This window comes from Streptomyces sp. XY006 (genome assembly GCF_002237655.1).
Classification (GTDB): Bacteria; Actinomycetota; Actinomycetes; order Streptomycetales; family Streptomycetaceae; genus Streptomyces; species Streptomyces levis.
Map to the genome: position 1 here is coordinate 20736 of NZ_NOKT01000026.1, position 14881 is coordinate 35616.

Here is a 14881-nt window from a genome sequence, read left to right on the forward strand (position 1 = left end):
CACGCGGCTGCCCTCCCGGGTGCGGTCCGGGAGGGCAGGGCAGAGGGGGGCTGTCAGCCGTTGCGCGGGCCGGGGAAGGCCGTCGGCCTCGCCTCGTCGCGCAGAGCCGGGCTGCCCGCGGTGGGCTGCGTCGGCATGGAGCGGGCGGCGGGGACCGTCGGGACCGTGGGCAGGCCGGTGGTCACGTTGACCGTGCGGCTGCCGGACGGCTCCGGCGTGTGCTCCGGCTCCGCCGTCGCGGTCTGCGCCGTGGCCCGGCGTGCGCCGTAACGGCGGTGGACCGCCTGCTTGGTGACTCCCAGTGCGGAGCCCACCGCGTCCCACGAGAAGCCGAGTGAGCGGTCGAAGTCCACGGCCGCCGTGACCAGCGTCTCGACACTGTCCCGCAGCTCCTGGGCGAGACGTACGGTCGGGGCGGGGGCGCGTCCGTAGACGACGAAGCCCGTGGAGGGGCCGGAGCGGCGCGGGCGGTAGACGTTGCCCAGCTGGGCGGTGAGGGTGCGCAGTGCGTCCACCTGCCGGCGGACCCGCTCGATGTCCCGCACCAGCAAGTGCAGGCTGGCCCGAGCCTGGGCGTCGTGGGTTGCGTGGTCGGCCATGAACAAGCCTCTCGAACCGGCGTTGAAAGGAATGGGCCGCCATCGCGGCCCGTTGTGGTCAACTCTGTCTTGACCAACGCGGATTCGCTCTGCTGGTCACGGTGTGGGGGCGCGGGAGCATATGCGTGCGCCCGTTTGCGCCGGGCGTGCGCCTCGGGCTCCTGCCGCCGGCGGCGATCCGTTTCCGGCTCATAGACTTGGGCCTTGCACACGATCGCCCCCGACCGAGAGGCCGCCACCACCCCATGAAGCTCGTCTTCGCCGGTACCCCCGAGGTCGCCGTTCCCGCTCTGGACGCTCTCCTCGCCTCCGGGCGGCACGAGGTGGCCGCCGTCGTCACGCGGCCCGACGCGCCGGCCGGGCGCGGGCGCAGGCTGGTCGCGTCGCCCGTCGCCGAGCGGGCGGAGGAGGCCGGGATCGAGGTGCTGAAGCCGGCGAAGCCGAGGGACCCCGAGTTCCTGGAGCGGTTGCGGGAGATCGGCCCCGACTGCTGCCCGGTCGTCGCCTACGGCGCGCTGCTGCCCCGGGTCGCCCTCGACATCCCCGCGCACGGCTGGGTCAATCTGCACTTCTCGCTGCTGCCGGCCTGGCGGGGCGCGGCGCCCGTGCAGCACGCCATCATGGCCGGCGACGAGATCACCGGGGCCTCCACCTTCCTGATCGAGGAGGGGCTCGACTCGGGGCCGGTGTACGGCACGGTGACCGAGGAGATCCGGGCCACCGACACCAGCGGGGACCTGCTCACCCGGCTCGCCTTCGCGGGGGCCGGGCTGCTCTCGGCGACCATGGACGGGATCGAGGACGGCACGCTGAAGGCCGTGCCGCAGCCGGCCGAGGGAGTCAGCCTGGCCCCCAAGGTCAACGTCGAGGACGCCCACCTCGACTGGAACGCGCCCGCGCTGCGCGTCGACCGGGTGGTGCGGGGCTGCACGCCGGCGCCCGGCGCCTGGACCACGTTCCGCGGTGAGCGGCTCAAGCTCATCCAGGCCGCTCCCGTGCCCGAGCGGACGGACCTCGCCCCGGGGCAGATCGCGGCCGGCAAGAACAACGTGTACGTCGGCACCGGCTCCTACGGGGTCGAGCTGCTGTGGGTGCAGGCGCAGGGCAAGAAGCCGATGCGGGCGGCGGACTGGGCCCGTGGCGTGCGCATCGCCGAAGGGGAGCGGCTCGGCACCTGACCCGCTCCCCGGGCGGGTTCCGGCTCGCCAGCGGTGCGCGCCGCGGATCCCGCCCGGCCGGCCCGTGGGCCCTGCCCGGCCACCCCGCGTGTCCCGTTGGGCCCACCCCTTGGGTCCCGCCGGCCACCTCGCGGGTCCCGCCGGGCTCACCACCCGCGTGTGTCCCGCCCGGTCCACACCATGTGTGCCGTCCGGCGGCCCCGTGGATCCCGGCCGGCCACCTCGCGGGTCCCGCCCGGCCCACATTCGGCCCACCACCCCCGTGTGTCCTGTCCAGCCCACCCCGTCTGTCCCGCCCTCCAGCCCACCTGCCCCGGGGCTCCTAGCCCGGTGCGGCGTAGGCTGGGGCGCGCACTTCCTCTCACCACCGGAGCACCTTTTTCGTGAGCGACCAGCCCCGTCGGCCCCGCCCGTCCGGCAAGCCCTACCGCCGGCCCAAGAAGGACCCCGTCCGCATCCTCGCCTTCGAGGCGCTGAGGGCCGTGGACGAGCGGGACGCCTACGCCAACCTCGTCCTGCCGCCGCTGCTGCGCAAGGCGCGGGACAAGGGTGACTTCGACGCCCGGGACGCGGCGCTCGCGACCGAGCTGGTGTACGGGACGCTGCGGCGGCAGGGCACGTACGACGCGATCATCGCGACCTGTGTCGACCGGCCGCTCGGCGAGGTCGACCCGCCGGTGCTGGACGTGCTCGGCCTCGGCGCGCACCAGTTGCTCGGCACGCGCATCCCGACGCACGCGGCCGTGTCCGCCACCGTCGAACTCGCCCGGGTCGTGCTCGGCGACGGCCGGGCCAAGTTCGTCAACGCCGTGCTGCGCAAGGTCGCGCAGGACGACCTGGACGGCTGGCTGGAGCGGGTCGCGCCGCCGTACGACGAGGATCCCGAGGACCATCTCGCCGTCGTGCACTCGCATCCGCGGTGGGTCGTGTCCGCGCTGTGGGACTCCCTGGGCGGCGGGCGCGCCGGCATCGAGGAGCTGCTGCGGGCCGACAACGAGCGGCCCGAGGTGACGCTCGTGGCGCGGCCCGGCCGGGCCACCGCCGAGGAACTGCTCGACGAGGACGCCGCCGTGCCGGGGCGCTGGTCGCCCTACGCGGTGCGGCTGAGCGAGGGCGGCGAGCCGGGCGCGGTGCCGGCCGTGCGGGACGGGCGCGCCGGGGTGCAGGACGAGGGCAGCCAGCTCGTGGCGATCGCGCTGGCCAACGCCCCGGTGGAGGGCCCCGACCGGCGCTGGCTGGACGGGTGCGCCGGCCCCGGGGGCAAGGCCGCGCTGCTCGGTGCCCTGGCCGCCGAGCGCGGTGCCCTGCTCGTCGCCTCCGAGAAGCAGACCCACCGTGCCGGGCTGGTGGCCCGGGCGCTGGACGGCAACCCCGGGCCGTACCAGGTGATCGCCGCGGACGGGACCCGGCCGGCGTGGCGGCCCGGCAGTTTCGACCGGGTGCTGGTCGACGTGCCGTGCACCGGCCTCGGCGCCCTGCGCCGCCGCCCGGAGGCACGCTGGCGGCGCCGCCCCCAGGACCTGGAGGGCTTCGCGCCGCTCCAGCGCGGCCTGCTGCGCACGGCCCTGGAGTCGGTGCGGGTCGGCGGCGTCGTGGGCTACGCGACCTGCTCGCCGCACCTCGCCGAGACCCGGGCCGTCGTCGCCGACGTCCTCAAGCAGCACCCCGACACCGACCTGGTGGACGCGCGGCCCCTGCTGCCGGGCGTGCCGGATCTGGGCGACGGTCCGGACGTGCAGCTGTGGCCGCATCTGCACGGGACCGACGCGATGTACCTGGCGCTCATTCGCCGGACCGGCTGACCCCCGCCCCGACGCTCTCCCGGGCCGCCGCGCCGCCGTCCTCCCGCGCCAGCCGGTGCGGCCACCACACCTTCGGGCCGACGTCCATGAACAGGGACGTCACCAGGACCGAGCGCACGATGAAGGTGTCGATGAGGACGCCGAGCGCGACCGCGAAGCCGATCTCGGCGAAGCCGACCATCGGGAGGGTGCCGAGGGCGGCGAAGGTGCCGGCCAGGACCAGACCGGCCGAGGTGATGACGGCCCCGGTGGCGGCCAGGCCGGTGATCACGCCCGGCCTCGTGCCCTGGCGGGCCGCCTCCTCGCGGATGCGGGTGGTCAGGAAGATGTTGTAGTCGATGCCGAGGGCCACCAGGAAGACGAAGACGAACAGCGGGAAGTCGGTCGACTCCCCGGCGTAGTCGAAGACGTACCGGAACGCGAGCGCGCTGATGCCGAGGGCCGCCGCGAACGACAGGATCACCGTCCCGATCAGCAGCAGCGGGGCGATCAGGGCCCGCAGCAGGACGCCGAGGATCAGCAGCACGACGAGCAGCACCAGCGGGATGATCAGCACGTTGTCGTGCGTGGTCGCCCGGTCCATGTCGAGCAGGGCCGCCGTACCGCCGCCCACCCGGGCGTCGGCGTCCGGCACCGCGTGCACGGCGTCCCGGACCCGCTCCACCGTCTGCTTGGCGGCCTCGCTGTCGGCCGGGGCGGTCATGGTGGCCTCGAACAGGACCTTGCCCTCGAAGGCCGGTCTGGTGCCGGGCGGCAGGCCGAGGGACTGGGGGACCACGCCCGGCGTCGCCGCGACCGCGCGGCCCACCTGCACGGCCTGGGCCTGGTTGCTGATGATCACCAGGGGGTCACCGCTGCCCGCCGGGAAGTAGCGTGCCGAGACCTCCTGGCCGGTGATCGAGTCCGGCTTCCCGGTGAAGGCGTCGGCGTTGCCGATCCCCTCCGCGCGCAGCTGGATCAGGCCCAGCGAGCACACCGCCAGGGCCAGGGCCGTCACGGCCCAGGTCATACGGGGGCGGCGGGCGATCCGGCGTCCGGTGCGCGCCCAGATGCCGTGCTCGGTCGGGTCGGCGGCCCCGTAGTGCGGGATCACCGGCCAGAAGATCCACCGGCCGAAGACCACCAGCAGGGCCGGGAACAGGCTCATCATCGCGAGCAGGGCGACCGCGACGCCGATCGCGGCGACCGGGCCGAGGCCCCTGGTCGAGTTCATCTCGGCGGCCAGCAGCACCAGCATGCTCAGCACGACCGTCGCGCCGGAGGCCAGCACGGCGGGGCCCGCGCGGTGCAGGGCCAGGGCCATCGCCTCGTGCCGGTCCTCGTGGCGGCGCAGCTCCTCCCGGTAGCGGGCGACCAGCAGCAGCGCGTAGTCCGTGCCCGCGCCGAAGACGAGCACCGTGAGGATGCCGGCGCTCTGCCCGTTGACGGTCAGGCCCGCGTGCTCGGCCAGCAGATAGATCAGCGCCTGTGCGGTGAACAGCGCGCACACCACCGCGATCAGGGGGACCAGCAGCAGGGTCAGGCTGCGATAGGTGATGAGCAGCATGACGACGACGACCGCCATCGCCGAGAACAGCAGCGTCGAGTCGATGCCCTCGAAGGCCTCGGCGAAGTCCGCTGAGGTGCCGCCCGGGCCCGTGATGTGGACGGCCAGTCCGCCGCCGCCCTCGCCGACGTCGTCCCGGATGGAGTCGACGGCCGGGGCGATCCGCTCCCAGCCCTGCTCGTCCATCGTGATCGGCACGAAGACCTGCGCCGCGCGCGGATCGGCCGGCCGGTCGAAGACCGGGCCCCGGGTCTGCGCGCCGATGATCCCGTGGTCGCGCAGCTGTTTCAGCTGCCGGACGTCCTCGGCGATCTCCGCCCGGTCCTGCGGCGTCAGGCCCCCGTCGCGCGCGTAGATCACGACCGCCGGGATCTGCTCCGGCCGGAAGTCCTCCGACGCCTCCAGCACCTGCGTCGACTCCGCGGACCCCGGCAGCCACGAGGCCGCGTCGTTGTCCTGCGCGTCGGTGAGCTTCATGGCGAACGGCGCGGCCACGAACAGGATCACCAGCCACAGGGCCACCACCAGCCACTTGGCCCGCCGTCCGCAGACGAGATGCGCGACGCCCTGTTTCATGGCAGCCCCCTCCGCGGAAGGGCCCCGCGAGGTGCGCGGGGAACCGTGCGGCGGGCCTCGTCCGGCCCGCACCCAACAGACCACCCGGGACCGATGCCCGCAACCCCCGCAGGGCATGGCAGTCTTAGGACATGGCCGTGCAGATCAACCCCAGCATCCTGTCCGCCGACTTCGCCCGCCTCGCGGACGAGGCGAAGGCCGTGGAGGGAGCCGACTGGCTCCACGTCGACGTCATGGACAACCATTTCGTCCCGAACCTCACGCTCGGCGTGCCGGTCGTAGAGTCGCTCGCCCGTGCGACGGACACCCCGCTGGACTGCCATCTGATGATCGAGGCCCCCGATCGCTGGGCGCCCCAGTACGTGGAAGCGGGGGCCGGTTCCGTCACCTTCCACGTCGAGGCCGCCGCCGCCCCGGTCCGGCTCGCGCGGGAGATCCGGGCCAAGGGCGCCCGTGCCTCCATGGCGCTGAAGCCCGCGACCCCCATCGAGCCGTACGAGGACCTGCTCCCCGAGCTCGACATGCTGCTGATCATGACGGTCGAACCGGGCTTCGGGGGACAGGCCTTCCTCGACATCATGCTTCCGAAGATTCGGCGCACCCGCGAGTTGATCAACAAGCACGGACTGGAGCTCTGGCTCCAGGTCGACGGCGGAGTTTCCGCGTCCACCATCGAGCGCTGCGCCGACGCCGGAGCCGACGTCTTCGTGGCCGGATCGGCGGTCTACGGGGCAAACGACCCGGCAGAGGCGGTACGTGCACTACGCAGCCAGGCCGAGGCGACGACGGCGAAGGCCTCCTGGGCCTGCGACCACTGAGCCACAGCAAAGTGAACGGCTCTCATCAGGGCTGATCATCCGCGCCGGATCTGCAAGGATGAACGGCGAATCCAGAGTGTGAACAGCAGTGAGGAGATCGCCGTGTCGGGTATGTCGGCGGGCCGGTCAGCCATGCGGATGGGACCCGCTGAGCTGGTGCAGGCGGCGGCCATGGCCCGCCGCTTCTACCTCGAGGGGAAGTCCAAGATCCAGATCGCCGAGGAGTTCGGCGTGAGCCGCTTCAAGGTGGCCCGGGTCCTGGAGACCGCCCTCGAACGGGATCTCGTACGTATCGAGATCCGTGTGCCTGCGGAGCTGGACGCCGAGCGCTCGGACGCGCTGCGCGCCCGCTACGGCCTCAGGCACGCCGTCGTGGTCGAATCCCCGGCCGAGGCCGAGGAGACGCCCGACCCCGAGAACCTGGGAGAGGTGGCCGCCGACCTGCTCGGCGAACTGGTCAACGAAGGTGATGTGCTGGGCCTGGCCTGGGGCCGCTCCACCATCCACATGGCGGCGGCCCTCGACCGGCTGCCCCCGTGCACGGTGGTGCAGCTGACGGGCGTGTACGACGCCGGGACCGCCGAGCGCGGCTCGGTGGAGGCCGTGCGCCGCGCCGCCCAGGTGGCCGGCGGGGACGCCCACCCCATCTACGCGCCCATGCTGCTGCCCGACGCGGCCACGGCCGCGGCGCTGCGCAACCAGACGGGCATCGCCCGGGCCTTCGAGCACTTCGACAAGGTCACCGTGGCCTGTGTCTCCATCGGCTCCTGGGAGCCGGGCATCTCCACGGTGCACGACATGCTCAGCGACGAGGAGCGGGCGCACTACGCCTCCCTCGGGGTCGCCGCCGAGATGTCCGCGCACCTCTTCGACGCCGAGGGCCGCCGGGTCGGGCGGGACCTGGGCGAGCGGTGCATCACCGTCAAGGCCGACCAGCTGCGCCGCATCCCCGAGGTCGTCGCGATCGCGGGCGGACAGCGCAAGGGGCCCGCGATCGACGCGGTGCTGCGCTCCGGCCTCGTCACCAGCCTGGTGACGGACACGTCGGCCGCGGACTACCTGATGACGGCGGGCCCGGCACCCAAGCCGGCGCTCAACCGGGCCGACCCGGACGGGGTCTGAGAGGTGGCGGACCGGGCGCACGCGGTGCCGGACGACCCGGCCGGGCGGATCGTCGTCGTCCTGGACCTCGACGGGGTCACGGACAAGGCGGGCCTGATGGACCGCTGCGCCCGTGACCTGTCCCTGCCCGAGTGGTTCGGGCGCAACTGGGACGCCCTCGCCGACTGCCTGTCCGACCCCGCGCTCTGGCCCGAGGGCGCGGGGGAGCGGGGGCTGCTGGTCGTCGTGACGGGCTGGCGGGCCTACGCCGAGGCGCGGCCCGAGGAGTGGCAGGTCGCCGAGGAGATCTTCGCCGAGGCGACGGACCGGGGACCGGGACTCTTCGTGACCCTGGGCTCCTAGTCCCCACCCCGCTTGGAGCATCCTCCGAACAGGCCCGTGACCAGCCTGGACGATCCGCCGGGGGTGGTTCGCACGCCCGGCGTGGGAGAATGAAGTACGTGCTCTTTCCCCCTGGCCGGCCGGTCGGGGGGTCACCTCTGAACGACTGGGATGTGCAGCACGTGCGTTTCCTCAATGACATCCAGCCCGGGTACGACCTGACGTACGACGACGTCTTCATGGTGCCGAGCCGCTCCTCGGTGGGCTCGCGGCAGGCCGTCGACCTCAGCTCCCCGGACGGCACGGGCACCACCATCCCGCTCGTCGTCGCCAACATGACCGCCATCGCCGGGCGCCGCATGGCCGAGACCGTGGCCCGCCGCGGCGGCCTGGTGGTGATACCGCAGGACATCCCGATCGACGTGGTCACCGACGTCGTCTCCTGGGTCAAGAGCCGCCACCTGGTGCTGGACACCCCGATCATCCTGTCCCCGCAGCAGACCGTCGCGGACGCCCTGGCGCTGCTGCCCAAGCGGGCGCACAACGCCGGCGTCGTCGTCGACGAGGACCACAAGCCGGTCGGCGTGGTCACCGACTCCGACCTGTCCGGCGTCGACCGCTTCACGCAGCTCTCCGAGGTCATGTCCCGGGACCTGCTGCTCATCGACGCGGACATGGACCCGGGCGAGGCCTTCGGCACCCTCGACCACGCCAACCGCCGCTACGCCCCCGCGGTCAACGAGGACGGCACGCTCGCCGGCATCCTCACCCGCAAGGGCGCCCTGCGGGCCACGCTGTACACCCCGGCCACCGACGCGCGGGGCCGCCTGCGCATCGCCGCCGCCGTCGGCATCAACGGCGACGTCGCGGGCAAGGCCAAGCAGCTGCTGGACGCCGGCGTCGACGCGCTCGTCATCGACACCGCGCACGGCCACCAGGAGTCGATGATCAGCGCCCTGAAGCTGGTGCGCGACCTCGACCCGCAGGTGCCGATCGTCGCGGGCAACGTGGTGGCCGCCGCGGGCGTGCGCGACCTCATCGAGGCCGGCGCGGACATCGTCAAGGTCGGTGTCGGCCCGGGCGCCATGTGCACCACGCGCATGATGACCGGCGTCGGCCGGCCGCAGTTCTCCGCCGTCCTGGAGTGCGCCGCCGAGGCGAGGAAGTACGGCAAGCACGTGTGGGCCGACGGCGGTGTCCGCCACCCCCGCGACGTGGCCATGGCGCTCGCCGCCGGCGCGTCCAACGTGATGATCGGCTCCTGGTTCGCGGGCACCTACGAGTCCCCGGGCGACCTGCAGCACGACGCGCAGGGCCGCGCCTACAAGGAGTCCTTCGGCATGGCGTCCGCCCGTGCCGTGCGCAACCGCACCTCGGAGGAGTCGGCGTACGACCGGGCCCGCAAGGCGCTGTTCGAGGAGGGCATCTCCACCTCCCGCATGTTCCTCGACCCGGCCCGCCCGGGCGTCGAGGACCTGATCGACTCGATCATCGCGGGCGTCCGCTCCTCCTGCACGTACGCCGGTGCCGGCTCCCTGGAGGAGTTCGCCGAGAAGGCCATCGTCGGCATCCAGAGCGCCGCGGGCTACGCCGAGGGCAAGCCGCTGCACGCCAGCTGGAGCTGACCGGCCCGACTCCCGTCCGTACGGCCCCCGTTCGACCTGCCCGGCAGGAAGAGGCGGGGGCCGTTCGCGTGCGCCCGCGCAACGGTCGAAAGCCGCGGTGCAACGAACCTCCGGCCGGCCCCCAGCTACGCAATGATCTTGCGCGGATGCGCAAGGTTGCTGCATTTCGACAGCAACGCCCCTCCTCATAGGCTGTCGCCTCGTACGTGGCGTGGCGGGGACTCCGCTCGGCGGGTCCCTGCTCAAGGGCGCCCGCGGTCCCTGCCGCCCTGACCGGCAGCGATGAAGGAGCCAACGCGTGCTCGACCAAGGCGCACCCCCGCACAGCCCAAGCCAGACCGCCCCGCCGTCCCCGGGCGTCGCTGCCCGTCTGATGCGCCGCAAGCCCGTGGAACGCCTGGTCGCAGAGGGTGGCCAGGGTGAGGGAGGATCGCTGCGGCGCACCCTCGGGCTGTGGCAGCTCACCATGATCAGCATCGGTGCCACCCTCGGCACCGGCATCTTCGTCGTCCTCGGCGAGGCTGTGCCCAAGGCGGGCCCGGCCGTCACGCTCTCCTTCGTCATCGCCGGCCTGACCGCCCTGTTCTCGGCCCTGTCCTACGCCGAACTGGCGGGCACCATCCCGGTCTCCGGCTCCTCCTACTCGTATGCGTACGCAACGATGGGCGAGCTGATCGCCTGGATCTGCGGCTGGTGCCTGGTCCTGGAGTACGGCGTGTCCGTGGCCGCCGTCGCGGTCGGCTGGGGCGAGTACCTCAACGAACTGCTCGACGGGACCATAGGCGTCACCATCCCGGCCGCCCTGTCCGCGCCGCCCGGTGACGGCGGCGTGTTCAACCTGCCCGCGCTGATCGTCGTCCTGCTCGCCATGGCGTTCCTGCTGGGCGGCGCCCGCGAGTCCGCCCGCGCCAACACGGTCATGGTCGTCGTGAAGATCGCCGCGCTGGTGATGTTCTGCGCCATCGGCGTCCAGGGCTTCCGCTCCGGCAACTACGAGAACTTCATGCCGCTCGGCATGGCCGGGGTCAGCGCCGCCGGTGCCACGCTGTTCTTCTCCTACATCGGCTTCGACGCCGCCTCCACCGCCGGTGAGGAGGCGAAGAACGCCCAGCGCGACCTGCCCCGCGCGATCATGCTGTCGCTGGTCATCGTCACCGCGCTGTACGTGCTCGTCGCGGCCGTCGCCGTCGGCGCCAAGCCCTGGCGGAACTTCACCGACTCCGAGGCCGCGCTCGCCCAGATCATGCGCGAGGTCACGGGGCAGACCTTCTGGGGCACGCTGCTGGCGTTCTGCGCCGTCATCGCCATCGCGAGCGTCGTCCTGACCGTGCTCTACGGCCAGACCCGCATCCTGTTCGCCATGTCCCGCGACGGGCTGGTGCCCAAGGTGTTCGCGCGGGTCCACCCGAAGACCGGCACGCCCCGTGCCAACACCCTGATCGTCTCCCTGTTCTGCGGTGTGCTGGCCGCCGCGATCCCGCTCGGGCAGCTCGCCGACGCCACCAGCATCGGCACCCTGTTCGCCTTCGCACTGGTCAACGTGGCCGTCGTGGTGCTGCGCCGGACCAAGCCGGACATGCCCCGCACCTTCCGCGTGCCGCTCTCGCCGGTCCTGCCCGCGCTGGGCTTCGCCTTCTGCGTGTGGATGATGGGCAGCCTGTCGACCGTCACCTGGGTGGTCTTCGGTGTCTGGATGGCCGCCGGGCTCGTGTTCTACTTCGTGTACGGCTACCGCCGTTCCCGACTGGCACCATCCGAGAAGTGAACGACCCACAGTGCTGAACGATCTCGACGAACGCATCGTGCACGCCCTCGCCGAGGACGCCCGCCGCTCCTACGCCGACATCGGCCAACTCGTCGGCCTGTCCGCGCCCGCCGTCAAACGGCGCGTGGACCGGCTGCGGGCCACCGGAGCCATCACCGGCTTCACCGTCCGCGTGGACCCGGGCGCCCTCGGCTGGGAGACCGAGGGGTTCGTCGAGATCTACTGCCGCGGCAACACCTCCCCGGAGACCATCCAGCGGGGCCTGGAGCGCTACCAGGAGGTCGTGGCCGCCTCGACCGTCACCGGGGACGCGGACGCGATCGCCCAGGTCTTCGCCTCCGACATGCGGCACTTCGAGCGGGTCCTGGAGCGCATCGCCGGGGAGCCGTTCGTCGAGCGGACCAAGTCCGTGCTCGTCCTGTCGCCGCTGCTGCGGCGCTTCTCGTCCGGGTCGCCCACGTAAAGCACGGGCCGGTCCGGACGACAGGCCCTAGCATCGGTGTCATGACCTGGCGACATTGATCCCCCCGCCGTGCCTCCCGAGGACCGCCTCGGCCGCCGTACCTCCGGCGTCCGAACGGTCCTGACGGGAAGGCCCCATGACACTCTCACCCGCACGCGTGCCCGCCACCGGCGTCCGGCGGCTGACGACCACGCTGTACGGCTACGCGTTCCTCGACGACTTCGTCCTGCTCTACCCGGTGTACGCGCTGCTGTTCGCCGACACCGGCCTGTCGCTCTGGCAGATCTCCTCCCTGTTCGCCCTGTGGTCGGTCACCGGCGTGCTGCTCGAAGTGCCCTCCGGCGCCTGGGCCGACGCCGTCTCGCGCCGCCGGCTGCTGTGGATCGGCCCGCTGCTCACCGCCGCCGGCTTCGCGCTGTGGGTGGCGGTTCCGTCGTACGGGGCCTTCGCGGCCGGCTTCGTCCTGTGGGGCGCCGGCGGCGCGCTCGGCTCGGGCGCGCTGGAGGCCCTGGTCTACGACGAACTGGACCACCTCGGCGCCGCCGGCCGGTACGCCCGGGTCATGGGCCGGGCCCGCGCCGCCCGGCTGACAGGAACCGTGGCCTCCCTCGGCCTCGCCGGCCCGGTCTTCGCCCAGGGCGGCTACGCGGCCGTCGGCGCCGCCAGCATCATGGCCTGTGGCCTGACCGCACTCACCGCGACCCGCTTCCCCGAGCACCGGACACGCCCGGAGACCTCCGGCGACCGCTGGGCGGCGACCCTGCGGACCGGGCTCGCCCAGGTTCGCGGCGACCGTGCGGTGCGCGGCGCCCTGCTGCTGGTCCCGGCCGTCGCCGCGGTGTGGGGCGCGCTCGACGAGTACACCCCGCTGCTGGTCCGGGACACCGGCGTCGCGGAGGCGACGGTGCCCTACCTGGTCATGCTGATCTGGGCGGGCGTCACCGCCGGCAGCCTGCTCGCCGGACCGGCCGAGCGCCTCGGCACGGCCGGTTTCGCGGCCCTGCTCGCGGGCGGAGCGCTCGCCCTGGCCGTGGGCGCCGCCTCCCGCTCACTGGCCGGCATCGCCCTCGTCGGCCTGGCCTTCGCCGCGTTCCAGCTGGCGGAGGTGCTGGCCGACGTCCGTCTCCAGCACCGCATCGACGAGTCCCGCCGGGCCACGCTCACCTCGGTGGCGAGCCTGGGCACCGAGCTGGCCACGGTCGCCACGTTCGGCGTGTACGCGCAGCTCGGCACCCGTCTGGCCCACGGGACCGTCTTCGCGGTGCTCGCCGTGCCCTACCTGGTGACGGCCCTGGCGCTGCTCAGAACTCGGGCTGCCAGGGCACGACCGTGAAGTCGCCCGTCCCCTTCGCGACCTTCTCGAAGGGGGCGGAGCTCACGCACTTGGGCAGCCCGTCCATCTCGGCGGGGGTGCCCGTCGCGGCCCAGCTGTAGCCGAGCCGGTCGTGGCGGCCGAGGTCGTGGACGGTGACCCCGACCCGCTTGCCCTCGACGCCCGGCAGGTCGGACTCGGTCACGATGCCCGAGACGACGGCGACCTTGCCGCCGGTCAGCAGACAGTCGACGGCGACCTCGGCCCGGGCCCCGTCGCCGTTCTGGTAGTGGCTGAACGCGAAGGTGCCGGTGGCCTTCATCGGGTCGGCCTTGTCCTTCGCGGCCAGGTGCGCGTCGAAGGAGAAGGTGATGTCGTCCCCGGCCGAGCGGTGCAGCTTGGCGGTGCCGGTGAGAGCCGCGGCCTCGCGCGGCCGGTCCGTCTCCGGCGCCGCCACCTCGTGCGGCCGGGGCGCTTGCGACACCGCCGCCTCGTGCGGCCGGGGTGCTTCCGGCGCCGCCGCCCCGCGCGGCGAGGGTGCCTCCGAGGCGGTCGCGGCCGAGGCCGCCCCGGCGGTGAGCAGCAGTGCGGAGCCGAGCACGACGATCTTGGTACGGCGCTTCATTTCGGTCCTTTCCGCAGGTCGTGTGGACAGCCCTCACTCTCCCCGTCCGGCGCGCACGGGACATCGCGCTGCGGACGGGACCCCGCCTCCGCCGCGCGGCGGGGAAGACCGGACCGGACCGGGCTCCCAGGGGGAGCGGGGCTAGGCCCGAAGTCGCGCAACGAATCGCCGCCGACCCCCGAAAGGACGCAACAATCCGTTCGCCGACGCGCAACGGCTCCTTCTTGTCCCCCCTGGTCAGACGCCCGTACCGTCTACGTGGCCCCTTCAACCATCCGGTGGGCCCGCCAACCACCCTTCGCCCGGTGAGGAACACGCATGCGCACCGCCCTGCTCCAGAGCTCCGGCCGCCCCGGCTCCACCGTCGAGAACCTCAAGGTCCTCGACGAGGCCGCGGGCCGGGCCGCAGCCGCGGGCGCCGGGCTGCTCCTCACACCGGAGATGTTCCTGACCGGGTACGCGATCGGCGACGACATCGGCCGGCTCGCCGAGCCCGCCGACGGCGACTGCGCGGACGCGATCGCCGAGATCGCGACGAGCCACGGCCTGGCGATCGCCTACGGCTACCCCGAGCGGGCCGGCGAGGCGGTGTTCAACTCCGCCCAGCTGATCTCCGCCGACGGAACCCGCCTGGCGAACTACCGCAAGACCCACCTCTTCGGCTGCTTCGAACGCGACCACTTCACGCCCGGCGAGCAGCAGGTCGTCCAGGCCGAGATCGACGGCGTGCGCGTCGGCCTGCTCATCTGCTACGACGTGGAGTTCCCGGAGAACGTCCGCGCCCACGCCCTGGCCGGCACCGACCTGCTGGTCGTCCCGACCGCGCAGATGCACCCGTTCCAGTTCGTCGCCGAGTCGATGATCCCGGTGCGTGCCTTCGAGAGCCAGATGTACGTCGCGTACGTCAACCGGGTCGGCCGCGAGGGCGAGTTCGAGTTCGTGGGCCTGTCCACGCTCGCCGGGCCCGACGGCATCGCCCGGACCCGGGCCGGCCGGGGCGAGGACCTCGTCCTGGCCGACGTCGACCCGGCCTTCCTCGCCGCGTCGCGCGAGCACAACCCGTATCTGCGGGACCGGCGCCCCGGCCTGTACGGGTCGCTCGTCTGACACCCCCTCACCCGCCTGTTCA

The 14881-nt window shown here is 73.1% G+C and carries 13 protein-coding genes; 10 read left to right on the forward strand and 3 right to left on the reverse strand.

The genetic code is table 11. The annotated features are described in order from the left end of the window. Positions 1-53: 53 nt before the first annotated feature. Entirely contained in the window at positions 54-599 is a 546-nt protein-coding gene (locus CHR28_RS27195; protein ID WP_094056336.1) for a hypothetical protein, read from the reverse strand. 245 nt (positions 600-844) lie between these two features. Between CHR28_RS27195 and fmt the strand changes: the two genes are divergently transcribed. Beyond that, complete coding sequence (gene fmt, locus CHR28_RS27200) at positions 845-1777, forward strand: methionyl-tRNA formyltransferase (RefSeq protein WP_094056337.1); 933 nt, start codon at positions 845-847, stop codon at positions 1775-1777. A gap of 383 nt (positions 1778-2160) precedes the next feature. Continuing rightward, the gene (locus tag CHR28_RS27205; protein WP_094056338.1) at positions 2161-3579 is read left to right on the forward strand and encodes an RsmB/NOP family class I SAM-dependent RNA methyltransferase; all 1419 of its coding nucleotides are present in this window, start codon (positions 2161-2163) and stop codon (positions 3577-3579) included. Here the strand turns inward: CHR28_RS27205 and CHR28_RS27210 are convergent. Then, complete coding sequence (locus tag CHR28_RS27210) at positions 3560-5701, reverse strand: MMPL family transporter (protein ID WP_094056339.1); 2142 nt, start codon at positions 5699-5701, stop codon at positions 3560-3562. The two genes, CHR28_RS27205 and CHR28_RS27210, sit on opposite strands and share 20 nt — an antisense overlap. Positions 5702-5832: 131 nt before the next feature. Between CHR28_RS27210 and rpe the strand changes: the two genes are divergently transcribed. The 7 genes from rpe to CHR28_RS27245 all read left to right on the forward strand — a co-directional run bounded on the left by rpe (position 5833) and on the right by CHR28_RS27245 (position 13148). Continuing rightward, positions 5833-6519: a ribulose-phosphate 3-epimerase gene (rpe, locus tag CHR28_RS27215; protein WP_094056340.1), complete on the forward strand. Its 687-nt coding sequence runs from the start codon at positions 5833-5835 to the stop codon at positions 6517-6519. Between the two features lie 78 nt (positions 6520-6597). Next, positions 6598-7641: a sugar-binding transcriptional regulator gene (locus CHR28_RS27220; protein WP_094056341.1), complete on the forward strand. Its 1044-nt coding sequence runs from the start codon at positions 6598-6600 to the stop codon at positions 7639-7641. Positions 7642-7665: 24 nt separating this feature from the next. After that, a complete protein-coding gene (locus tag CHR28_RS27225) occupies positions 7666-7983 on the forward strand; it encodes a barstar family protein (protein WP_094056412.1) in 318 nt (105 codons plus the stop codon). A gap of 161 nt (positions 7984-8144) precedes the next feature. After that, positions 8145-9587: a GuaB1 family IMP dehydrogenase-related protein gene (locus CHR28_RS27230; RefSeq protein ID WP_179272579.1), complete on the forward strand. Its 1443-nt coding sequence runs from the start codon at positions 8145-8147 to the stop codon at positions 9585-9587. Between the two features lie 298 nt (positions 9588-9885). Next, the gene (locus CHR28_RS27235) at positions 9886-11352 is read left to right on the forward strand and encodes an amino acid permease (protein ID WP_094056343.1); all 1467 of its coding nucleotides are present in this window, start codon (positions 9886-9888) and stop codon (positions 11350-11352) included. A gap of 10 nt (positions 11353-11362) precedes the next feature. Next, positions 11363-11815, forward strand: coding sequence for an Lrp/AsnC family transcriptional regulator (locus CHR28_RS27240; protein WP_053668336.1), 453 nt, complete (start codon positions 11363-11365; stop codon positions 11813-11815). Positions 11816-11951: 136 nt separating this feature from the next. Continuing rightward, positions 11952-13148 (forward strand): MFS transporter, encoded by a 1197-nt coding sequence (locus tag CHR28_RS27245; protein ID WP_094056344.1) that lies wholly within the window; start codon positions 11952-11954, stop codon positions 13146-13148. Here the strand turns inward: CHR28_RS27245 and CHR28_RS27250 are convergent. Beyond that, entirely contained in the window at positions 13117-13752 is a 636-nt protein-coding gene (locus CHR28_RS27250; RefSeq protein ID WP_094056345.1) for a Repetin, read from the reverse strand. The two genes, CHR28_RS27245 and CHR28_RS27250, sit on opposite strands and share 32 nt — an antisense overlap. Positions 13753-14070: 318 nt before the next feature. On the opposite strand from CHR28_RS27250, the gene CHR28_RS27255 reads away from it, so the two are divergent. After that, positions 14071-14859, forward strand: a complete 789-nt coding sequence (locus tag CHR28_RS27255) for a carbon-nitrogen hydrolase family protein (protein ID WP_094056346.1) — start codon at positions 14071-14073, stop codon at positions 14857-14859. Positions 14860-14881: the final 22 nt, after the last annotated feature.